The organism is Paucisalibacillus globulus DSM 18846, assembly GCF_000482485.1.
GTDB lineage: Bacteria > Bacillota > Bacilli > Bacillales > Amphibacillaceae > Ornithinibacillus > Ornithinibacillus globulus.
The window spans coordinates 188,492-211,904 of record NZ_KI519439.1 but is presented as its reverse complement, the minus strand read 5'-3'; the positions used below and the strand labels follow the sequence as shown (position 1 = coordinate 211,904).

Below are 23,413 nucleotides of genomic sequence, written 5' to 3'. Positions count from 1 at the left end.
ATACGTTTATTTATCAATAATCTCTATTTTTTCTTCAATTGGTGTCCTCACCTTATATTGCGGAACCTTTTTTGGATAGCCAATTTGCATGACTGCTGCGATTTTCATTGACGCGGGATCAAGTCCTATTTCTTCATAAAAATCAGAATCATGCATGTACGGAGTAATGGTCCAAAGCATTCCTACATTGAATTCCCAAGCTGCGAGTTGTGCGTTTTGAATGAATGCACATACCGCAGCATATTCCTCTTCGTAACGAACAGGGTCATCTTCTTTTTCAAAATAGATAACGGCATGGTGTGGAATAGCACGAAGAAAATTTTTCATTGACTCTATCATTTTTATTGTTTTTGGTTCTTGATCATTCTTAATCATTCCGATTCTTTGGTAACTATTCATAATGGCTGCAATGAGAGATTCCTTCCCATTACCTTGGTACAATTTAATTTGCCAAGGCTCCTTCATATAATGTGTGGGGGCATAGGAACCATAGGTGAAAATCTCCTTTAATATTTCTAAACCAACTTCTTTTTCTTGAAATGTATGGATACTTCTTCTTTCTTTTATCGTATGTAACAATGCTATCCCTCTCTATTACCTTTTTCACTTATTATAACATTAGAAAAACTCGCATCCCGCTTCCTTTAGTAAATGTGTTTCTTATGTCAGCGTAAAGTTTTTATATTTTTCCTATCTACAAAAAAGAGCACTGAACATTCAGTACCCTATTTTGACTTGAATCGTTGTCCTGACATGGTTGTCATGAAATCCCTAAAAAACCGCCTATAATCAAAATCAAAAGCAATTCTATGCCTCTTAATCTCTTTATCTGTTTCTTCTTCCAGATTTCCAAAAGGACGAATATCTGCAATACTTTGCCCACGTTCTGTACCTCTAGTCGCCTGCACAATATGAACTGGATATTCCTCGTACGTAAACATATCCCCATTGTTAACTGCCATTAATGTTAAAACATCATGGAGTGGGCTACCTTGTACGGAAGGATCACGTTCTTTGTAAAAATCATAGTAATAATCAATCATTGGTTTAACTATATCAATAGGCCCAACCTGATCAATATAATCTACCATTTCTGGTGTTACAATGGCATTCTGCGTAACATTTAGAGGTATAATGGTAACCTTATCAGAGTACGTAAGAACAATTTGTGCCGCAACTGGATCACCATGAAAATTCGCCTCTGATACTGCTGTAGCATTCCCAGGAACCCAGAATGCACCTCCCATCACATAAATGCCTTTAATCTTTTTCATCGTCTCTGGATAGAGTAAAAACATTGTAGCAAGAGAGGTTAATCTACCTATATTTACAATATACAATTCCCCATCATATTGATTAATAATATCAATGATGGTAAAAAAGTTTTCCAATGTAAGGCCATCTTCAACGTTCTCAGGGACTATAGGACCCATTCCATATTCGCCATGTATTTGAGGGAAAAATTCAACAGGTTCGGCCGTCATTGGATTTTCTGCGCCAGCAATTAACACTGTACTCTGAGCTTCTTCAGAAGGAAAAACCTCCTCGTTCAAATATCGTACAGTTTTAAGCGCATTTTCTCTAGGAATATTCCCATAATCCGTAACAATACCCACAATTTCAATTTCTTCACTTTGATAGCCATATATTAACGCGATTATGTCATCAATCCCTATATCACCAAAAAGTAATACCTTTTTAACCACCTTGTCTCTTCCTTTCAGGATTTACTTATCTTTATAGGTTATTTCTAGATAGTATTGTCCTGTGACAAAATATTTAATTTGGCAAAAAATGGAGTTGGTTTAATGAATTCTTCCCATGAGTACCCATAAAGAACAGAGTACACGGTTTCCTTGGATGTCTATCGTTTAGAACCGTTCTATTAGACTGATTTCTCCATTTTCCCTTGGATTCTGTCCTTTAGAACCGTTCTATTAGACTAAGTTCTCGCTTTTCCTGAAACTCTGTCCTTTAGAACCGTTCTATTAGACTAAGTTCTCGCTTTTCCTGAAACTCTGTCCTTTAGAACCGTTCTATTAGACTAAGTTCTCGATTTTCCTGAAACTCTGTCCTTTAGAACTGTTCTATTAGACTAAGTTCTCGATTTTCATGGAACCCTGTCCTTTAGAATCGTTCATAGTAGGTAGTTCAGCAACTTAATCTTCCTCTAATAACAAATTGTCACTAAAAAAATTCCCTAATAAAAAAAAGACTGCCCATCAAAGGCAGCCTTCTTAAATGTTCTTATTTATTTCTTCAAGTTATAAAATGCATTCAGTCCAGCATATTCACCCATGCCAGCTAGTTCATCTTCAATGCGTAGTAATTGGTTATACTTCGCTACGCGGTCAGTACGTGATGGTGCACCTGTTTTAATTTGACCAGCATTTGTTGCAACAGCGATATCAGCGATTGTTGCATCTTCTGTTTCACCTGAACGGTGAGAGATTACTGCTGTATATCCAGCACGTTTCGCCATTTCAATTGCATCAAATGTTTCCGTTAATGTACCGATTTGGTTTACTTTAATAAGGATAGAGTTTCCTACACCTTGTTCAATACCTTGTGCAAGTTTCTTCGTATTTGTAACGAATAAGTCATCCCCAACAAGTTGAACTTTTTTGCCTAGACGATCTGTCAGAAGCTTATGACCTTCCCAGTCGTTCTCATCTAAGCCATCTTCAATAGAGATGATTGGATATTTGTTAACCATTTCTTCGTACCAATCTACCATTTCTTCAGAAGTACGTGTTACACCTTCACCTTTAAGAACATACTTACCATCTTCGTAGAATTCAGAAGAAGCAACATCCATTGCTAATTTAACTTCTTCACCAGGCTTGTAACCAGCAGCTTCGATAGCCTCTACAATTGTTTGAAGTGCTTCTTCGTTAGAACCAAGGTTAGGTGCGAATCCACCTTCATCACCAACTGCAGTATTTAAACCTTTTGAACCTAATACCTTTTTCAATGAATGGAAAATCTCCGCACCAGTACGTAGCGCTTCTTTAAATGTAGGAGCTGCAACTGGCATAATCATAAATTCTTGAATGTCCACGTTGTTATCAGCGTGTTCTCCACCATTAACAATGTTCATCATTGGTGTTGGAAGAGTTTTACCATTGAATCCACCTAGGTAGTTGTATAAAGGTACTTCAAGGAAGTTTGCTGCAGCATGTGCTACTGCCATAGAAACGCCAAGAATTGCGTTAGCACCTAATTTACCTTTATTTTCAGTTCCATCAAGTTCAATCATTAAAGCATCAATGATATTTTGACGAGTTACGTCAAGTCCAAGAAGTTCTGGTGCAATAATTTCATTTACATTATGAACTGCTTTTTCAACACCTTTTCCTAGGTAACGGCCTTTGTCTCCGTCACGAAGTTCAACTGCTTCATATTCTCCAGTTGATGCTCCACTAGGAACCATTGCTTTACCAAAAGCACCTGATTCTGTGTAAACTTCTACTTCTACTGTTGGGTTACCGCGTGAGTCTAATACTTCGCGTGCATATACGTCTGTAATGTATGGCATAATATTCTCTCCTTTTTACTTTTTAATTAATGACGTTCCTGTCATTTCTTTTGGTTTTTCAATATTTAATAAATCAAGTAATGTCGGTGCTAAATCAGCTAATTTTCCGCCATCACGTAGATCTACACCATCTTTTGTTACGATTACTGGAACTGGATTTGTTGTATGAGCTGTCATTGGTTGTCCGTCAAGTGTTATAACTTCATCAGAGTTTCCATGATCGGCAGTAATAATTGCATGTCCGCCCAACTCGGTTATTTTATCCACTACTTTTCCAAGACATTCATCAACCACTTCAATTGCTTTAATCGTTGGTTCAAGCATTCCTGAGTGACCAACCATGTCTGGATTTGCAAAGTTTAAGATAACCGCGTTAATCTCACCTTTATCAAGCTCCGCAAGTAATGCATCTGTTACTTCATAAGCACTCATTTCTGGTTTCAGATCGTAAGTTGCAACCTTTGGTGAGTCAATTAGAATCCGTTTTTCACCAGGAAACTCCTTCTCACGACCACCACTCATGAAGAACGTAACATGAGGATATTTTTCAGTTTCAGCAATACGTAATTGTTTCATATTATGTTGAGAAAGAACTTCTCCAATTGTATTATCCAGGTTTGCTGGTTCATATGCAACAAATCCGTCTACTGATTCACTAAATTGTGTTAGCATCACAAAATCTAGGTTCTTCGGCACATTTGGACCACGGTCAAAATCATGGAAGTCCTCATTAGCAAAAGTACGAGATATCTGAATGGCACGATCCGGTCGGAAGTTATAGAAGATAATAGAATCTTCATCCTCTACTTTTCCAATTGCCTCACCATCTTCGTCTATAATGACAGAAGGAATAACGAACTCGTCGAAAATGCCGTTTGCATATGAATCTTCTACAACATCCAATGCATGCCTATATGTTGGTCCTTCACCATATACCATTGCATTATAGGATTTTTGCACACGATCCCAACGCTTATCACGGTCCATCGAGTAATAACGACCAGATACGGTAGCAATTTTCCCTACTCCTAATTCCTGCATTTTAGACTCTGTAGCCTCTATATAGCCTTTTGCTGTTTGGGGTCCAACATCACGACCATCTAAAAATGCATGAACATAAACTTTTTCTAGACCTTGATCTTTTGCTAACTTTAGTAATGCAAATAAATGTTCAATATGACTATGAACACCGCCATCGGATAACAAGCCAAAAATATGAAGTGCCTTGTTTTTGGACTTTGCACTATTCATTGATTTTAAAAATGCTTTCTTTTCAAAGAAATCACCTTCGCGAATGGACAGGTTAACTCTTGTTAAGCTTTGATATACAACACGACCAGCACCAATATTCAAATGACCTACCTCAGAGTTGCCCATTTGTCCTTCAGGTAAACCAACCGCCTCCCCACTAGCCTTTAGCTCATTATGGGGAAAAGCATTCCAAAAGCGTTCAAAATTAGGTTTATTCGCTTGTTTTACCGCGTTACCTTTTACTTCATCTCGAATAGCAAAGCCATCCAAAATGATTAACGCAGCTAATTTATCTTGACTCATTTTGCTCCAGCCTCCACAAGCGCAAGAAATGATTCAGCTTCCAGACTTGCACCGCCAACTAGTGCTCCATCAATGTCAGATTGTGCTAGCAATTCATCTACATTAGAAGGTTTTACACTTCCACCGTATTGAATAATAACAGCTTCTGAAGTCGCTTCATCTGTTGCTTCTTTAACCACTTGGCGAATATGAGCACATACTTCATTTGCATCTTCACTTGAAGCTGTTTTTCCTGTACCGATTGCCCAAATAGGCTCATAAGCAATAATAGTATTTACAATCTGTTCATTGGATAATCCTGCAATTGCTTTTTCCACTTGAGAACCAACTAATGCTTTAGTTTCATTTGCTTCACGTTGCTCTAGTGTTTCACCAACACAAACGATTGGAGTTAATCCATGGTTAAATGAAGCATGAACTTTTTTGTTAACTGTTTCATCTGTCTCAGCAAAATATTCACGACGTTCGGAGTGACCAATTACTACATGTGTTACACCTAAGTCTTTTAACATGACTGGACTTACTTCACCAGTAAACGCTCCATTTTCTTCAAAATGCATGTTTTGTGCACTTACTTTTAAGTTTGTTCCCTTTGTTTTCTCAACTAAAGAAGCAAGGTAAGGAAATGGGGCACAAACAATTGCTTCCACTTTATCACTTTCTGGAATCTTGTTAACCACATCTTCAACAAACTGAGTTGCTTCTGATAGTGTTTTATTCATTTTCCAGTTTCCAGCAATTATATTTTTACGCATGGTATCACCTCTATAAATTATTCGGTCTTATTTATCGCTAAGTGCCGCAACACCCGGTAACTCTTTACCTTCCATAAATTCTAAGGAAGCTCCACCACCAGTAGAGACGTGGTCCATCTTGTCTGCTAAATCAAACTTCTCAACTGCTGCAGCAGAATCACCGCCACCAATAACTGTGTACCCTTCTGTTTCAGCAAGTGCTTTAGCAACAGCTTTCGTACCATTAGCAAATGCATTTAATTCAAACACACCCATTGGTCCATTCCAAATTACAAGCTTAGAGTCTTTTACGATTTGAGCATATTTTTCACTTGTTTTCGGTCCGATATCAAGTGCTTCCCAGTCAGAAGGAATTTCAGAAATAGCAACAACTTTTCTATTTGCATCCTCAGAGAAATCATCTGCAACAACAACATCTTCTGGTAATACGAATTGAACGCCTTTTTCTTGTGCTTTTTTCATAAATTCTTTTGCTAAATCGATTTTATCTTCTTCTAAAAGTGACTTACCAATTTCGTGGCCTTGTGCTTTAACAAATGTGTAAGCTAGCCCGCCACCAATGATAAGATTATCAACTTTATCTAATAAATGATCAATAACACCAATTTTATCTTTTACCTTTGCTCCACCGATGATCGCTGTGAATGGACGTTCAGGATCTTCAAGTGCTTTTCCTAACACAGAAAGTTCCTTTTCCATCAAGAAACCAGAAGCAGATGGAAGTTTTTCAGCAATACCCGCTGTCGAAGCATGTGCACGGTGTGCTGCTCCAAATGCATCATTCACATAAAAATCAGCCATGTTTGCAAATGCCTCAGCAAGTGCCGGATCATTTTTCTCTTCTCCAGCTTCAAATCGAACATTTTCAATTAGTAGTAAATCACCGTCATTTAATTTAGAAATAGCTTCATCAACCTCTGCACCATAAACAGAGTCCGTTTTTACAACTTCTTTCCCAATTAAATCACTTAATTTTTTAGCAACAGGATCAAGTCGTAATTCATCAACAGCTTGCCCTTTAGGACGACCAAGATGACTTGCAAGAATTACTTTTGCCCCTTGCTCTGATAAATACTGAATAGTAGGTAAGGCAGCTCTTATTCTAGTATCATCTGTTACTTCTCCATCTTTCATTGGGACGTTAAAATCAACACGACAAAATACCTTTTTTCCTTTTAAATCAAGGTCTTTTACTGTTTTTTTATTCATTTGGATTTCCTCCCAAAATTTATGTAAGCATTACTTTTTAGGTTTCCCTAGACTCCATTCATTAATCGGGGAATAGGAAGAATAAACACGGAAAAGGAGGAGAATATATTATCTCCACCTTTTCTGTTAATATCTAAACTTGTGTTCTTATAGTCCTTTTTGTCCCATGTATGAAGCTAAGTCAACTACACGAGTAGAGTAACCCATTTCGTTGTCATACCAAGAAAGAACTTTAACCAGGTTACCTTCCATAACCATAGTTGAAAGACCATCAAGGATAGAAGAATGTGTGTTTCCAACAATATCACTAGATACTAGTGGAGCTTCACTGTATTCAAATACACCTTTAAGTTCGTTTTCAGCAGCATTTTTGAATGCTTGGTTAACTTCTTCAGCTGTAACTTCTTTATCTAATTCTGCAACTAAGTCTACCATAGAACCATCTGGAACAGGTACACGAACAGCCATACCATTTAATTTTCCTTTTAACTCTGGTAAAACTAGAGCAACTGCTTTAGCAGCACCAGTTGTTGTAGGAATAATGTTTTCAGCTGCAGCACGTGCACGACGGTAGTCTTTATGTGGTAAGTCAAGAATTTGTTGGTCGTTCGTATAAGCATGAACAGTTGTCATTAAACCACGTTTAATTCCAAAGTTATCATTAAGCACTTTTGCAAATGGTGCTAAACAGTTTGTCGTACAAGATGCATTGGATACGATATGGTGATTACTTGGATCGTATTGTTCTTCATTAACACCCATTACGATTGTTAAATCTTCGTTGTTAGCAGGTGCAGAGATAATTACTTTTTTAGCACCAGCATCAATATGTTTTTGAGATGAATCGCGATCAACGAAACGTCCAGTAGATTCTACTACTACTTCTACACCAAGATCTCCCCATGGTAGATTAGCTGGGTCACGTTCAGCAAGAACTTGAATTTCTTTACCAGCAACTACAATATTATTTCCATTTACAGAGATTTCTTCTTCTAATACACCATGTACAGAGTCATATTTCAATAAGTGTGCAAGCATGTTTGCATCTGTTAAATCGTTAACTGCTACGATTTCAACATCATCTCTTTTAAGTGCTTGACGGAATACGTTACGTCCAATACGTCCAAATCCATTAATACCAACTTTTACTGTCATTATATATTCCTCCTAATAAATCTATATTGTATTGCTATATTTAAAGGGAAAAATCCCTTAAAATCTGTTCTGCTGCTGCCTCATCTGTGATCAGCATATTACTCTTTGCATGCTTGAAATACGATTCAATTGCTTTTGCCTTTGATTTGCCTCCAGCAACAGTAATCACATATTTCCTTTTCTTCAAATCCTCTAGCTGTAATCCTACTGTTCGAACCTTATGAACGACATTACCTTGTTGATCAAAATAATAACCAAATGCCTCACTAACGGCTTTGTTTTCAAGTAACTTTGTCCTAATCTCTTCCGGAGTTTTCCGGCGGTCAGCCATTGTTAAGGCATCACCAATTCCATGTAACACAATATCAGAGTTTCTAATTAATTGTAGCACTTCTATTATCGAAGGTTCTTGAATCATGTTCTGATACGACGTTTCACTTAGTGGATCTGGTACATATAGTAATCGATAGTTTCCTTGTGCTTTGAGGGACATTTGTGCCGCAATTGTATTGGCCTGATTTTCCACTTTTTCTCCAATACCACCACGGGCAGGTACAAATAAATAGTTATCTTCTCTATCAAATGGTGTCATTACACTTGCAACAGAAGCCATCGTTGTTCCGCCTGTTACAGCAATGGTTGCGCTTGGCATAATAATTTTTCTAAGATAAGCTACACAGGCTTTTCCCATTTCTTGCTTAACCCAGTCACCCTCATCACTGTTGCCAGGAACAACAATTACATTATCTATTTGTAATGTTTCCTTAATTTGCTTTTCTAAAACATGTAACCCACTAATTTCACTCATAAATCGAGACAACTGCTCAAGGGTAACTTTTCCTTGCTCTGTAATAAGCATGCCCTTTGTAGTAACTTCTATCAATCCTTGTCCTTGAAGAAAGTCAATCTCACTTCGAACTTGTCTTTCTGTTAGATTACTACTTTCAGCTATCCCCCTTCTTCCAATAGGTTGATAAAGGTTCACACTGTGTAATAGAGAATATCTTGTCTGCATCACATCTAATAAATCTGGTATTAGCTTTTTTTGTAAGTCGATTAATGCTCTCATGATATTTCTCCTTCAACATCAGGGGCAAAAAATGTCCCACATGTTCATAATGTGTCCCACATGTCCCAAAAAAATACACATAGAAACTATGTACATTATTATCTTATCATATTAAGAAATATATACAAACAAAAATGACTTATTTTTTTCTTGAAGGTAGATTCTCTTTTAGCGTCTTTTCCAACGTAAAATAATCCACATGCTCACAATCTAATTGGATACCTTTTACTTCAATTAACGGAATGAGAAGTTGATATTCTTCTAGCCATTCATCATTCGTGTAAATATCACGTTTTTCAATTTCGAATTCGTAATCGTTTTGGAACATTTCCAACAAAGCCTCTGCATCATCGCATAGAGAGCAAATTTCTTTGGTGTAGAATAATACTTTTTCCATAAGTTCGTCACCTTCTCGAATGTTATTTACGATTATAGTATAGTCGATGGTTTTGTCGAGGGCAATTTATTGTATTATTATAACTGATTGATGTATAGCTCAGATTAATCCCACGTTACAACGAGAACATGGATTAAATCTCCATGAAGAAAGAAAAAACCCTAGCCAAATAGCTAGGGTTATGACGCGCCCAGAGGGATTCGAACCCCCGACAAACCTGGTACCGGAAACCAGTGCTCTATCCAACTGAGCTATGGGCGCAAATATAAAGTTAGTCGAAGTTCCAATCGACACATACGCTATTATAACCCCTGACTACTTATTAAACAAGTATTTTTAGCTGAAAAGGTTTATAACCTTTACCTAACGGGCATGATGTAGAGTGTGATTTTTATTACATATACAGGCCCGCAATATTCGTCGAACGTTTTTGTTTGACCTTCATTGACCATTAGTATATGATGAAAATATCCAAAGTTTGGATAATGGTTAGAAATAGATTTTAAGGAGGAATTTCCATTGAATTTAATACCTACAGTTATTGAACAAACAAACCGTGGTGAACGCGCATATGATATTTATTCTAGACTTTTAAAAGACAGAATCATTATGTTAGGAAGTGCAATTGACGATAATGTTGCAAACTCAATCGTTGCACAATTACTTTTCCTAGAAGCTGAAGATCCTGGGAAAGATATTTCCCTATACATTAACTCACCAGGTGGATCTATTACTGCTGGAATGGCAATTTATGACACAATGAATTTCATTAAATCGGATGTTTCAACTATTTGTACTGGTATGGCAGCATCTATGGGAGCATTCCTTTTAGCTGCCGGTGAAAAAGGTAAACGTTATGCGTTACCTAATAGTGAAGTAATGATTCACCAACCACTAGGTGGAACACAAGGTCAAGCTACAGACATTGAAATTCATGCTAAACGTATTTTACAAATGAGAGAAAACCTAAACCAAATTCTTTCTGAACGTACTGGTCAACCGATTGAAGTAATCAACCGTGATACGGAACGTGATAACTTCATGACAGCTGCTGGTGCTGTGGAGTATGGTTTAATCGATAAAGTATTAGAACGTAAACCAGAATAGTTTAAGCAACGAGGGTGATTCCATTAGGACTCACCCTCTACTCATGTTAGTAACCTATTTTATAATGTTATCTTTTTCACATAATCAAATAAATAAATCACTTTTTAGTAATAAATGAAACCAAATGGTTTAATGCTATCTCCTCATCAGATCCGTCAGCTATTAGTTTAATAGTTTCCCCAGTAGTGATAGCCAAGCTCATTAGGCCCATAATACTTTTTGCATTCACTCGTTTTCCCTTTTTTTCTAAAAACAAATGTGCAGCATAACGATTTGCCTCCTGAACAAACTGTGCAGCAGGTCTAGCCTGTAACCCTGTCTCAATCTCAACTGTAACAAACCTCTCAACCATTCTCTCTTCATCCTCCCCAAAGTAAGCGGTGACATTTTTATCGAATTATAAAATAAGTATTTAACAGAGCACGCTTCGTAATTTGCACTCCATTAATAATACTTATTAAATAAAAAAATATTCATGATAGTTAATTATATCATGAATATTTTAAATAACAATTGAAGTTAAGACAAATTTTCACCTAATTTTATTTTTTCTGCAAATTCATCAATTTTCTTAAGTCGATGATTAATTCCAGATTTTGAAATTTGACCACTAGAAACAAGTTCACCAAGTTCTTTCAAGGAAACATCTTCATGTTGTACTCTCAGTGTGGCAACTTCACGCAGTTTTTCTGGTAAAGCTTCAAGTCCGACGGTTCTTTCAATCAGCTTTATATTTTCAATCTGACGAATAGCTGCACCAATTGTCTTATTTAAATTGGCTGTTTCACAATTTACCAACCTATTGACCGAGTTACGCATATCCCGGACAATTCGGACGTCTTCAAATTTAAACAATGCAATGTTTGCCCCAATTACACTTAAAAATTCAGTAATTTTTTCCGCTTCTTTTATATACACAATATAGCCGTTTTTCCGTTCTAGTACTCTGGCACGCAAACCAAAAGAATTCAAAAGCTTACACAGTGCCTCATTATGCTCCTCATTAGTATTGGAGATTTCTAGATGGTAGGAAGAGGTCTCTGGGTTATTAACAGAACCACCCGCTAGAAATGCTCCTCGCAAGTAAGCTCGCTTACAACATTCTTTTTCTAGGTAGTGATCCGAAATATCTCGTATTAATGTATAGGAGTCCTTCATAATACCAAGTTCCGTCAACATCTCGTGTACATCTTCCTTTAATCGTACAATATACACATTATTTTTCTTTAGCTTCATCTTCTTACGCACTAATAATTCAACTGGTATAGACGAAAAACCTGCTTTTATTAGCATATAAATACGTCTAGCTATGGCTGCATTCTCTGTCTGTACATCTAAGCTGTATTTTAATTGTGACATAGAAACAGTACCATTCATTCGAATCAAAGCAGACAGTTCAGCATTGGCACAACATCCATCGATATCAGCAGATGTTAACTCTTTTTTTATCTCAGAAGCAAAGGACATTTTTTCCCCTCCTTTACCTTTATTTTTCGATCAATGAAAATAAAAGCTTAGCAATTTTATTTGTATCATGACGAATGGTTGTTTTGAAATCATTAATAATATCGCCCTCGATAATTTCTAAGCCCATTTCTAATAATTTGTCCGTATCGTAAACAACCGGTTCCGCATTCTCGTGAGCATAAACATCCTTAATTTTAGGGTCAATTTTTTTATTATTTACTACAACAGCATCAACTACCTGTTGTCCAACATGGTTAATAATTGCTTGCACATGATCACTCGCAGAGAAACCAGTAGTTTCCCCATCTTGAGTCATCACATTACATACATAAACAATTTTTGCTTTTGCATGACGTAAAGCTTCATCCATATGTGGAATAATTAGGTTTGGCATAATGCTTGTAAACAAACTACCTGGTGATATGACAATTAAATCTGCTTTTTCAATAGCTCTAATGGCATTTGGAAGAGGTTTTACATCCTCTGGGTCTAATAATACCCGTTTTATTTGTTTCCCTTGAAGCGGAATATTAGATTCCCCATGCACAATGGAACCGTCAACCATTTCCGCACAAAGTGAAATATTCTCATTAGAAATAGGGTAGATTTTCCCTTTTACATTTAGAACTCTGGAAATCTCCTTTATTCCCGTATAAAAATCTCCCGTGATAGATGTCATTGCAGCTAAGAGTAAGTTCCCCATCGAATGTCCGGATAAATCATTTCCATCTGCAAAGCGATGTTGAAATAATTGGACAAGCATTGGTTCAACCTCGGATAAGGCTGCAATTACATTTCGGATATCTCCTGGTGCAGGAATTGCCATATCTTGTCTAATTCTTCCTGTACTTCCACCATCATCCGCAACGGTAACAAGCGCTGTTAATTTAATTGGTAAATTTTTGAGGCCACGCAAAAGAACTGGCATTCCAGTTCCCCCACCAATAACCACAATCCTTGGTAGATTCTGTTCTGTCATTTATTAATGGCCCTTTCTTTTGTTAATGTCACGATGTGTCACATGAGTTATATAATTTCCAGCTAATTTCTTGGCAAAATACTCAGCTAATGCAACGGAGCGATGTTGCCCTCCCGTACACCCTATTGCAACAACAAGCTGTGATTTTCCTTCCTTCTTATACTGAGGAAGCATGAATTGTAATAAATCCAACACTTTCTCCTGGAACTTTTGAGTTTCAGACCATTTATATACATAGGAGGAGACATCAGGATTCAAGCCTGTTAATGGCTGTAAATGGGCAACATAATGCGGATTTGGTAGAAATCGAACATCAAACACTAAATCTGCATCAATCGGAATTCCATATTTAAATCCAAATGAAACCATATTTACAGAGAATATTTCTTGTTTTTCTTCAGAGTAATACTTGAGAATCTTTTCGCGTAATTCACGAGGTTTCAAAATTGACGTATCAATTATTTTATTAGCACGTCCACGCATTTCATCCAAAATTTTTCTCTCTTGTTTTATTCCTTTTAGAGGTAAATCACCGATTGCTAATGGGTGAGATCTTCTTGTTTCTTTATATCTCGTTACAAGTTTTTCATCATTGGCATCCAGGAATAAAATATGTTCATCTAACCATTCTTCCTCACTTAGTAAATCAAGTGCCTCAAATAAGGAATCAAAAAATTCTCGCCCACGAAGATCCATGACGAGTGCTACTTTATGAATATTATTTGTTGAATCTCGCATTAACTCTAGAAATTTAGGAAGTAATGCAGGTGGTAAATTATCTACACAATAATACCCCAGGTCTTCAAAACTTTGGATTGCAACAGTTTTACCAGCACCAGACATTCCTGTAATAATTACCATTTTTGTTTCTTGTTCTACATTTGTCAATCGTATCACCTCTTAACGTTCTAAAGATTTTATTATATCATGAACTACATCTCGTAAGATAGTTTTGTTTACAATACTATATCTATTATACATGTAAGCCATTTAATGCCACAATAAAATGATTATTTTACCTTTTTTAGTTCGTTTTATGGCGGAAAGGGTGATGTTTCTGGATTTTGGACGATGTTTGTGTCAAACGGGGCGATGTTTACGGATTTTGGATGATGTTTTCCTCAAACGGGGCGATGTTTCGGCATTTTGGACGATGTTTCCCTTAAACGGACGATGTTTCGACAGTTCGGACGATGTCTGCTCAAAACAAAAAAATACGCAGATCATCTGATCTGCGCCAATAACTAATCTATCTATTAAAAAGGGGGTCAATTAGTTAACTTCATTGTATCGCATTTATATTTCGTGCGTGTTACAGCAACGTTAAGTTGTTTTTACTTTGCCAACTTTTTTAATTTGTTGCTTTTGTTTTATCTTTAAGTTCTTCTATATAAGCTTGTGCTGCTTCTGCGGCAATAGCTCCGTCACCAGTTGCAGTTACAATTTGTCTTAGCTTTTTGTCGCGGATATCTCCTGCTGCAAAAACTCCAGGGACATTTGTTTCCATATTGGCATCTGTTTCGATATAGCCTTCATCATTTGTGATTCCAAGTGATTGGAAAGGCTCACTTAATGGCACCATTCCAATATAAACAAATACACCATCCGCTGACTTATCGTATTCTTCACCGGTATTGACATCCTTTAAGGTTAAGCTACTTACTTTACCGTCAGTACCATTGATTTTTTCAACTGTTGTATCCCAAATGAAATCAACTTTTTCATTATCAAATGCTCGTTGTTGAAGAATCTTTTGAGCACGTAACTCATCACGACGGTGAACAATTGTTACTTTGCTAGCGAATTTAGTTAAGTAAACTCCCTCTTCAACTGCGGAGTCCCCACCACCAATGACCATTAATTCTTTCTCTTTAAAGAATGCACCATCACATACTGCACAATAGGAAACTCCTCGGCCACCTAATTCTTCCTCGCCTGGGATACCTAACTTTTTGTATTGGGCACCTGTTGTAATAATAATCGTTCTTGTTTTATATTCCTTAGACCCAGCTTTAACTAACTTATAGTCACCACGGTCCTCGACACCCTTTATATCACCATAAGCGTATTCTGCACCAAACTTTTTCGCATGGTCAAACATTTTATTGGATAAGTCCGGTCCAAGTATATGATCGTACCCCGGATAATTCTCTACATCTTCCGTGTTCGCCATTTGTCCACCTGGGATACCACGTTCAATCATTAACGTATCAAGATTAGCTCGTGAGGCATAAACTGCTGCCGTCATACCAGCAGGTCCCGCACCAGCAATAATTACATCATAAATTTTTTCTTCGGACATCTATAAACGCCCCTTTCTATATTTAGAAAAACTCACCTTCACTCTAGTAGCGAACTGGTTAGTTTTTCTTATGCAGGTGGGAAAGTTTTTTACTTTCCTATCTGCTAATTAGTACTATCTACTTAAAGGGTATAAGATTTATGAAATTCCGTCTAATTATCTGCTTACTAATTCCAAGGACCTGGTTCATTGGATAAGTTTGGATGTCTGCGGCAACCTTCTTCCCATAAGCTTAACGCTTTCGAAGGTTCACCTAATCGATAAGCAGTCATACTAAACCAATGATAATAAGACATATGGCTTTTTACGATAGTTTTATCAAGCATTCGAAATCGTGCATATGCTTCATTGAAAAAGCCCGTTCTTGCTAATGTAACTGCAATACGTAGCTTTTGCTGTTCGTGGATAGGATATATATTTAGTAATGCTCTTATATGAGTTTCGTATTCTTTAGTTGCATTTGTCTCATAGTAAAATAATGCTAAATTTGTATGGCTAAATAAATTATTTGGGTCATCCTTCAACAATTCTATCTCTTTTTCAATTGCTTCCTCTTGTCTGCCAGAAAAGAATAGCGCATGTGTATATTCATGGTGAGCTATTTTATGTTCTGGAAATACTAATATCATTTCCTCTAATAAAGCTAAAGCTTTATCCCACTCTTTATTTTCTAAATGATGAAAGACAGTCTCTTGATAAACAAGAAGTTCATCCTCTTCTTCAAGCTCCCAATCTTCATCATCGAAATCATCATCTATTTCAATAAGATCCAATAGAGTTTTAGCATCATCACTAAAATCACCCTCTGGCTCTTTATCCAGATAGGAAACGGCAAACTTTTTCGCATCACTTAACAAACCCAAATGGGCATAATTATTGGCAAGTAAATAATAACAATCTACATATTGATCGCCTGTAGCTTGCAATACATTCGTCAATATTTGATTTGCTTTATGAAAAGCACCTGTCTCTGTATAGATAATTGACATTTGACATTGATATAACGGGTTATCTGGTGCAGTTTCAACAGCTTTTGTTAACCACTTTAATGAAATATCAAACTTTCTTTTACGAAAAGCTTCGACACCTTTCGCAAAATAAAAATCACCAGTAGGGATAAAAGGGATAACATTATTAGTTTTTTTTGCTGTTTTTTCCTTGTTTTCTACTTGTTGCATGCATATCCCCCTATTTTTTCACATATCGAAACAAAGTATACCATAATTAATACGAGAATTATACACCTTATTCACACAACATCTAGATTAAATGGACAAAGACCTTCCCTGGAAATTATTACATTTCCAGGGAAGGTCCTTAGTTACAATTATAACTTATTCTACTAGCATTACTGCTTTCTTTACTAAATTATTTAATTCCAATGTATAGCTTAATAATTGCTCTTCATTCCAATTAAATGTCTTCTGCATATAAGAAATAATCATATCCTTCTGCCCCGCATATATTTCATGTTACTTACCTTTTGTTTGATTTTGAACTACCACACCACTAATTCTGCTTTAACACTTTCATAATCAAAAGAAAAGACTCTAGCATAGTAGTGGTTTCTACATTTAATCTGGGATATTTTGTTGTTCTCTTTTTTTCATTTCTTCTTGTGTGTAGATGAGCTGCATCGGATTTCCACCGACAAAGGCACCTGGAGGGACATCTTTATGTACGAGCGTGCCAGCTGAAACTATTGCGCCGTCCCCAATGGTAACTCCAGGAAGAATCGTACTATTTGCTCCAATCATTACTTCATCACCAATAAAAACCTCACCTAGACGGTATTCCTTAATCAAGTATTCATGAGCTAGGATAGTGGTATTATAGCCAATAACCGAATTATTTCCAACGGTGATTTTTTCAGGAAACATCGTATCAGGCATGACCATTAAAGCAAAAGCAGTTTTCTTTCCTATTTTCATACGTAAAAAAAATCGATATAACCAATTTTTCACACCTAGGAAAGGAGTATACCTGGCAATTTGGATGATGATAAAGTTTTTAACAACCTTCCAAAATGATACGGTTTTATATATTTGCCAAAGTGAATTTGCACCTTTGACCGGATGGCGCTCCGTGTTTCTCATAATCTACACCCCAATGATTTCAAGTAAATCCTTCATATCGTGTAACATGTAAGTTGGTTTATATTTTTGTAAAACGTCTTCTCCCTTTAGGGACCAGGCAACTCCAGCAGTTTTAACTTCTGCATTTTGTCCAGATTCAATGTCATGATGATTATCCCCCACCATTAACGTTGTCTCTGGATTTGCATGGATATTCTTCATTGCCCGTAAAACTGGTTCTGGATGTGGCTTAGGATTTGAAATATCATCCAGTGCAATAATAGTATCAAAATACTCATAAATTCCTGTTAGCTTCATACCTCTTATTGCGGTTCCGCGCATCTTTGTTGTAACGATTCCCAACTGAATTCCACGATTCTTCAATTCCTTTAATGTTTCCTTCACATTAGGAAAAGCTTTCACATAATCATCATGATGTTCTAAATTATGCTCACGGTAAGTTGTAATCATCGCTTCCGCTTTATCTAAATCAATTTTTTCAAATGTATCTCTTAGTGGTGGCCCATTGAAAGAGATAACTTCATCATGAGTAAATTCAAGTCCAAATTGTTTAAATGTATGATAAAAAGATTCATTAATTAATTTATTCGTATCAATTAATGTCCCGTCAAGATCGAATAGTATTGTTTGAATAGTCATTTGTTGTTCCCTTTCTTTTACCTTGTTCCTCTCTTTTCCACAGGAATGAAATAACCATTGTTAACAGGAAGGCTGTTATTAATCGAATGATTAGCAGTGGCCAAACCGGGATACCTAATGGAATAAAAATAAGTGTATCCTCTACGACAGCGTGGCAGGAAACAAGAAAGATCAGCGCTAAAGTCATATCTCGTTTAGAAACGTCATCTTCCTTTATTGCTTGAATCATTAATCCTGCACCATAGGCAAGGCCAATTGTAAGGCCTGCCACTAATGTCATGGATGTATTTTTTTCCATACCTAATATCTTCGTTACTGGTGCAAAGCCATTAGAAAGCTTTGCGAGCCAACCTTTTTCCCGTAAAAATTGCATAATTACCATTAACGGAATAACGATAACAGCAAGTTGGATGACGGCAATAATCGCTGTTTGTAATCCGTTTACAGTAATATCAGCCCAACCAGAAATGGTAGCTTGTTCCTGTGAAATGAAACCGTATTGGGCCATTTCACTTCCACCATTCCAAACCAAGTTGATTATAGTAGCAGCAATAAGAGCAAGTCCAACACGGACACCAACAATTATCCACCATTTGATTCCAACCTTTGATGCTACGGCTGACTCAATAAATAAATTATGAGAGAAAGAAAGCATAATCGCCATAATAAATACTTCTTTCACAGTAAAATCAAATGAAATAATAGCTGCGATACCAGCATAGAGATTTAAGACATTTCCTAAAACAATTGGTACCGCCGCTTCTCCAGACAAACCGATAATCCCCATTAACGGACTAACTTTCTCAATAACCCAAGGTAGAACAGGTGTATATTGAAGAATTGTAACAATTAATGTGATTGGAAAAATGACTTTCCCTAATGTCCAGGTCGTTTGGAGTCCTTGCATCAGTCCACGTTTTAAAATACCAGACATATAGTGTTTACCTCTTTCCAATTGATGCTATTTTTTCTTTTTTGTATTGTTTTTCTTGCCGGTATTTTTCTTGCCGATATTTTTCTTAGAATCTATATCCTCATATCGCTTTTTAACTGTTTTATAGCGATAGATGATTAGAATAATAGCTCCAACAAATAATACTACAGAAATGAATTGCGCTGTACGTAGATTTCCAATAATATATAGACTATCCGTACGCATTCCTTCAATAAAGAAACGTCCAACAGAATAAGTAGCTAAATACGTCAGGAATACAGTACCACGAATTGGATTTTTACGACGTAACCATAACAATAAAATTAGAACCAATATATTCCACAACGACTCATAAAGGAACGTCGGATAATAATATGTACCCTCAATACACATTTGATTCATAATAAAATCAGGTAGTATATTATAATGCGTATCGATAACATTTTGATTTGTAATTGGCCCACCATGAGCCTCTTGGTTCATGAAGTTTCCCCAACGCCCAATTGCTTGTCCTAGTATTAAGCTTGGTGCAAGAATATCAGCCAGCTGCCAGAATGGTATTTTTTTAACTTTAGTAAACACAACTGCAGTTAAAACCGCACCGATTAAAGCTCCGTGAATTGCAATTCCACCTTCCCAAACTGCAAACACTTTCCACCAAGGGCCGCCCGCATAACGATCCCATTCAAAAGCAACATAATAAATTCGTGCAAAAATAATGGAAATTGGGATTGCGAATACTACCAAATCCACAATTAGATCTTTATTTACTCCTAATCGATCAGACTCTTTCATTGCTATGTAAAGTCCTAAAAATGCCCCAGCAGCAATAATGACTCCATACCAATAAATCGGTAAAGAACCAATTTGTAAAAATACCCGATCTAGCGATGGCGCAGCGCAACTCATAAACTCACTCTCCTATTCCAATTCTTTATCTTGAATAATCATATTACTTAATCGTTCAGAAAACTCTTCTGCTGCATTGACTCCCATTCGTTTTAGACGGAAATTCATTGCAGCAACTTCTATGATAACAGCCAAGTTTCTACCTGGCCGTACTGGAATAGTTGCCTTCGGAAGATCAACATCCATAATTTTCATTTTATCTTCATCTAATCCTAAACGGTCATATTGCTTTTTTGCATCCCAGATTTCCAAATTGATAATCATTGAGATTTTCTTATGACTTCGAACTGCTCCTGCACCAAATAATGTCATAACATTGATGATTCCTAATCCACGAATTTCCAATAAATGCTCAATTAGTGGTGGTGAATTTCCAATAAGTGTGTCATAATCCTCTTGGCGAATTTCCACACTATCATCAGCAACAAGTCGATGCCCTCTTTTTACAAGTTCAAGTGCTGTTTCACTTTTACCAACACCACTCTGACCAGTAATTAACACACCAACTCCATAAATATCTACAAGTACACCGTGGATAGCAGTAAATGGAGCAAACTTTGCTTCTAAATAGTTCGTAAGCCTACTAATCACTCTAGTCGTTTTTCTTGGAGAATGAAGAATTGGTACACCTGAATTATTAGCTGCATCAATCATCACTTGTGGTATGGCCATTCCTCTTGTAATCACAATTCCAGGTGTTACATCTGTACAAAGGTCTGTCATTCTTGCCATTTGTTTTTCCGGACTTAAATCAAGAAAGTAAGTCATCTCGGTTCTACCAATTAACTGAAGTCTTTCTTTTGGATAATATTTAAAATAACCTGTCATTTCTATTCCTGGACGGGAAATATCACTCGTTGTAATCTCCCTATAAATACCTTCTTCACCAGCGATTAAATCTAAATTAAAGTTCTCTAATAGTTCTTTGGTACGTACGATTGTTGTCATTTAACCTTCCTCCATTACCAATCCTAACTGTTTCCCATTGTAGCATATTTTAATAGTTGGAAGGAAAAAAGATGTACTTAGAAATCAGGGAAATTGAATAGTTCTTACGTATGTTCGGGGCCAATTTATTCGAAGAAGGATAATTTTAGAAAAATTTACGTGCGATTTGTTAGTTGTTGGATATTGTGCATAAACCAGAATAACCGGAGTTGAATTTCTCCGTTAGAATACATTACTTTAATAAAATATAAAAAATACAAAGCGGATAAAAAAAGAAGAATTCGATCTGCACGAATTCTAGTGAAATGGCTTTGTAATTTGGATTTTTTCAAACTAAAACACTATGGTTCAACAACTTTATTTCGAAGTTAGTGTATCCTTTACTAGTCTATTTAACAACAAATTCAGGATAGAAAGAATAACTGCTGCAAGTAACGCTGTACCAAAACCATCAATGACAAAGTCCTCCCCTATAACACCTTGTGTAATCATTAATGTTACCGCATTAATAACAAATAAGAACAATCCCAAAGTAAAAATCGTAAATGGTAACGTAAAAATAATAAGAATTGGCTTAACAAAAATATTTAGAACACCTAGAATCAATGCTGCTAAAAGTGCTGTACTAAATCCTTCTATATGAAACTTATCAAAAAGTTGCGCAACAACAATAAGTGCAATTGCGTTTAAAACAATCGATAAAACTGCCCGTAATAACAAAGTGTTCACCACCCCTCTTAATTGTTTCACTATAGTTTATTCGACATTTATATAAAATCTCCTTCTTGAGGTTGTCTTATTTTAAAATGTATTAATATAGGGTGAAGATAATACCTATTTAATTCGCGATAATTTCTAATTGATTTGTTTATTAGACTAAGTTTACGGAAATGCGCTAACTCTGTCCTTTAGAACGGTTCTATTAGACTAAGTTTACGGAAATACGCTAACTCTGTCCTTTAGAACGGTTCTATTAGACTAAGTTTACGGAAATACGCTAACTCTGTCCTTTAAACGGGTTCTATTAGACTAAGTTTACGGAAATACGCTAACTCTGTCCTTTAAACGGGTTCTATTAGACTAAGTTTACGGAAATACGCGAACTCTGTCCTTTAGACGAGGGCTATTAGACTGACTTTGACGAAATACGCTAACTTTGTCTTTTAGAACGGTTCTATTGGACAACGTTTCCCGAAAAAGAAATATATACGCAGTTCATCAAAAAAGCCCCACACTCATTAGTGCGGGGTTAATTTCAATACTTCCAGATATAAAAAGATTCAAAGCCTAAACGTTTCATTGCTTCTTCTTTTAAATCGTTATCCATGTCTTCACTTTGGTTCCAGCTACGGATAACACCATTTGCCTGTGACTGATGGCAAAGTATCGCATCCATTTTTTTATCAAAGTTATCCCGAACATCATTCACTATATCAGGATTTCCAAGATCCTCTATATGGGTATTGGTAATTGCTTGTGCCCATACAGTTGGACGTTTTTTTGGATCCATTAATTGAACAGCTTCAACAGCTGCTGATCCTAGTGCATCATGATCAGGATGAACAGCATGTTCTGGATAATGAGTTATCACTAAGCTTGGGTCAATTTCTTCTATGATACCTTTTAAAAGTTCCGCTACTTCAGTTCGGTCCTCATATTCTAGTGTTTTATCACGGTATCCAAGCATTCGTAATTCCATATCGAGAACATTACATGCATCAATTAATTCTTTCTTTCTAATTTCCGGTAGTGTTTCACGATTAGCAAAGGTTGGGTTACCCATGTTACGGCCCATCTCCCCTAATGTCCCACAAAGATAAGTGACAGGCACACCTTGCTCACGAAATTTTGCTATCGTTCCTGCAGCACCAAATGATTCATCATCTGGATGTGGATATATAACAACAACATGCTTTTCCATTTTGTTCACCTCATTCGAATGTATATTAATAGTTAAATGGTGTTTCACTAATTTGCAATGCAACCATTAATCGACCTTCTCGGTCATGACCAGCCATCAAAAGCTTCTCACCTTCGAAAATTTCCCAGTCCGTTAATCCCTCCGCATAAATCCAGCCAATTTCCATTTTCAAACCAGCACGATAGGATTTTCCGTCTCCTACTATTTTTGCTTGATTAAAACGAACCTTTGCATTTCGTATATAAACTCCTACATTATATGCCTTTTCATTTACATGACTTGCGTATGCACCATTTGTTGTTTCTAAATGTACATAAACATCTTTATCTATAAAGCTTTCAAGTTTTTCTTGGACTTTATCAAGCTCGATTGGTTTCATGCGTCTTCCTCCTAACATTTCTATTTTTACATTACCGAATCAGCTACTGTTCGTC

Annotated in this window: 24 protein-coding genes and 1 tRNA gene; 1 reads left to right on the top strand and 24 read right to left on the bottom strand. The window is 36.4% G+C overall.

Going from position 1 to position 23,413, the window contains the following annotated elements; all coding sequences use genetic code 11:
- Positions 1 to 6 precede the first annotated feature (6 nt).
- The 10 genes from K332_RS0119735 to K332_RS0119690 all read right to left on the bottom strand — a co-directional run bounded on the left by K332_RS0119735 (position 7) and on the right by K332_RS0119690 (position 9,938).
- A complete protein-coding gene (locus K332_RS0119735) occupies positions 7 to 579 on the bottom strand; it encodes a nitroreductase family protein (RefSeq protein ID WP_051359548.1) in 573 nt (190 codons plus the stop codon).
- A gap of 146 nt (positions 580 to 725) precedes the next feature.
- On the bottom strand, positions 726 to 1,706 hold the full coding sequence (locus K332_RS0119730) for a nucleoside hydrolase (RefSeq protein WP_026909023.1): 981 nt from the start codon (positions 1,704 to 1,706) through the stop codon (positions 726 to 728).
- A gap of 545 nt (positions 1,707 to 2,251) precedes the next feature.
- Complete coding sequence (gene eno / locus K332_RS0119725; RefSeq protein ID WP_026909022.1) at positions 2,252 to 3,538, bottom strand: phosphopyruvate hydratase; 1,287 nt, start codon at positions 3,536 to 3,538, stop codon at positions 2,252 to 2,254.
- A 15-nt stretch (positions 3,539 to 3,553) separates the two neighbouring features.
- Entirely contained in the window at positions 3,554 to 5,092 is a 1,539-nt protein-coding gene (gpmI, locus tag K332_RS0119720; RefSeq protein ID WP_026909021.1) for a 2,3-bisphosphoglycerate-independent phosphoglycerate mutase, read from the bottom strand.
- Positions 5,089 to 5,847, bottom strand: coding sequence for a triose-phosphate isomerase (tpiA, locus tag K332_RS0119715; RefSeq protein WP_026909020.1), 759 nt, complete (start codon positions 5,845 to 5,847; stop codon positions 5,089 to 5,091). Before tpiA ends, gpmI begins: the two co-directional genes overlap by 4 nt.
- 27 nt (positions 5,848 to 5,874) lie before the next feature.
- Complete coding sequence (locus K332_RS0119710; protein WP_026909019.1) at positions 5,875 to 7,056, bottom strand: phosphoglycerate kinase; 1,182 nt, start codon at positions 7,054 to 7,056, stop codon at positions 5,875 to 5,877.
- Positions 7,057 to 7,203: 147 nt separating this feature from the next.
- Entirely contained in the window at positions 7,204 to 8,211 is a 1,008-nt protein-coding gene (gap, locus tag K332_RS0119705) for a type I glyceraldehyde-3-phosphate dehydrogenase (protein ID WP_026909018.1), read from the bottom strand.
- A 40-nt stretch (positions 8,212 to 8,251) separates the two neighbouring features.
- A complete protein-coding gene (locus K332_RS0119700; protein WP_026909017.1) occupies positions 8,252 to 9,280 on the bottom strand; it encodes a sugar-binding transcriptional regulator in 1,029 nt (342 codons plus the stop codon).
- Between the two features lie 139 nt (positions 9,281 to 9,419).
- On the bottom strand, positions 9,420 to 9,677 hold the full coding sequence (locus K332_RS0119695; RefSeq protein ID WP_026909016.1) for a glutaredoxin family protein: 258 nt from the start codon (positions 9,675 to 9,677) through the stop codon (positions 9,420 to 9,422).
- Positions 9,678 to 9,862: 185 nt separating this feature from the next.
- Positions 9,863 to 9,938, bottom strand: a tRNA-Arg gene (locus K332_RS0119690).
- A gap of 258 nt (positions 9,939 to 10,196) precedes the next feature.
- Here K332_RS0119690 and clpP point away from each other — a divergent pair.
- Positions 10,197 to 10,784 carry an ATP-dependent Clp endopeptidase proteolytic subunit ClpP gene (clpP, locus tag K332_RS0119685; RefSeq protein WP_026909015.1) on the top strand — a complete coding sequence of 196 codons (588 nt, stop codon included), beginning with the start codon at positions 10,197 to 10,199 and terminating at the stop codon, positions 10,782 to 10,784.
- 97 nt (positions 10,785 to 10,881) lie between these two features.
- On the opposite strand, the gene K332_RS0119680 is transcribed toward clpP, so the two are convergent.
- The 14 genes from K332_RS0119680 to K332_RS0119610 form a co-directional block, all read right to left on the bottom strand.
- Positions 10,882 to 11,136: an HPr family phosphocarrier protein gene (locus K332_RS0119680; protein ID WP_026909014.1), complete on the bottom strand. Its 255-nt coding sequence runs from the start codon at positions 11,134 to 11,136 to the stop codon at positions 10,882 to 10,884.
- A 167-nt stretch (positions 11,137 to 11,303) separates the two neighbouring features.
- The gene (gene whiA / locus K332_RS0119675) at positions 11,304 to 12,251 is read right to left on the bottom strand and encodes a DNA-binding protein WhiA (RefSeq protein WP_026909013.1); all 948 of its coding nucleotides are present in this window, start codon (positions 12,249 to 12,251) and stop codon (positions 11,304 to 11,306) included.
- Positions 12,252 to 12,270: 19 nt separating this feature from the next.
- The gene (locus K332_RS0119670; RefSeq protein WP_026909012.1) at positions 12,271 to 13,230 is read right to left on the bottom strand and encodes a gluconeogenesis factor YvcK family protein; all 960 of its coding nucleotides are present in this window, start codon (positions 13,228 to 13,230) and stop codon (positions 12,271 to 12,273) included.
- A 3-nt stretch (positions 13,231 to 13,233) separates the two neighbouring features.
- Positions 13,234 to 14,091 carry an RNase adapter RapZ gene (gene rapZ, locus K332_RS0119665; RefSeq protein ID WP_036689456.1) on the bottom strand — a complete coding sequence of 286 codons (858 nt, stop codon included), beginning with the start codon at positions 14,089 to 14,091 and terminating at the stop codon, positions 13,234 to 13,236.
- A gap of 490 nt (positions 14,092 to 14,581) precedes the next feature.
- Positions 14,582 to 15,532, bottom strand: coding sequence for a thioredoxin-disulfide reductase (gene trxB / locus K332_RS0119660; RefSeq protein WP_026909010.1), 951 nt, complete (start codon positions 15,530 to 15,532; stop codon positions 14,582 to 14,584).
- Positions 15,533 to 15,699: 167 nt separating this feature from the next.
- On the bottom strand, positions 15,700 to 16,710 hold the full coding sequence (locus K332_RS0119655; protein ID WP_026909009.1) for a tetratricopeptide repeat protein: 1,011 nt from the start codon (positions 16,708 to 16,710) through the stop codon (positions 15,700 to 15,702).
- Between the two features lie 396 nt (positions 16,711 to 17,106).
- A complete protein-coding gene (locus K332_RS0119645; protein ID WP_026909008.1) occupies positions 17,107 to 17,628 on the bottom strand; it encodes an acyltransferase in 522 nt (173 codons plus the stop codon).
- 3 nt (positions 17,629 to 17,631) lie between these two features.
- Positions 17,632 to 18,267, bottom strand: coding sequence for a pyrophosphatase PpaX (gene ppaX / locus K332_RS0119640; RefSeq protein ID WP_026909007.1), 636 nt, complete (start codon positions 18,265 to 18,267; stop codon positions 17,632 to 17,634).
- Positions 18,236 to 19,201, bottom strand: coding sequence for a nucleoside recognition domain-containing protein (locus K332_RS0119635; RefSeq protein WP_026909006.1), 966 nt, complete (start codon positions 19,199 to 19,201; stop codon positions 18,236 to 18,238). Before K332_RS0119635 ends, ppaX begins: the two co-directional genes overlap by 32 nt.
- 27 nt (positions 19,202 to 19,228) lie before the next feature.
- The gene (gene lgt / locus K332_RS0119630) at positions 19,229 to 20,110 is read right to left on the bottom strand and encodes a prolipoprotein diacylglyceryl transferase (protein WP_026909005.1); all 882 of its coding nucleotides are present in this window, start codon (positions 20,108 to 20,110) and stop codon (positions 19,229 to 19,231) included.
- 12 nt (positions 20,111 to 20,122) lie between these two features.
- Positions 20,123 to 21,058: an HPr(Ser) kinase/phosphatase gene (gene hprK / locus K332_RS0119625; protein ID WP_026909004.1), complete on the bottom strand. Its 936-nt coding sequence runs from the start codon at positions 21,056 to 21,058 to the stop codon at positions 20,123 to 20,125.
- A gap of 357 nt (positions 21,059 to 21,415) precedes the next feature.
- Positions 21,416 to 21,778 carry a phage holin family protein gene (locus K332_RS0119620; protein WP_026909003.1) on the bottom strand — a complete coding sequence of 121 codons (363 nt, stop codon included), beginning with the start codon at positions 21,776 to 21,778 and terminating at the stop codon, positions 21,416 to 21,418.
- Positions 21,779 to 22,313: 535 nt separating this feature from the next.
- Positions 22,314 to 22,979 (bottom strand): bacillithiol biosynthesis deacetylase BshB2, encoded by a 666-nt coding sequence (gene bshB2 / locus K332_RS0119615; protein WP_026909002.1) that lies wholly within the window; start codon positions 22,977 to 22,979, stop codon positions 22,314 to 22,316.
- 25 nt (positions 22,980 to 23,004) lie between these two features.
- The gene (locus K332_RS0119610) at positions 23,005 to 23,358 is read right to left on the bottom strand and encodes a YojF family protein (protein ID WP_026909001.1); all 354 of its coding nucleotides are present in this window, start codon (positions 23,356 to 23,358) and stop codon (positions 23,005 to 23,007) included.
- Positions 23,359 to 23,413 lie beyond the last annotated feature (55 nt).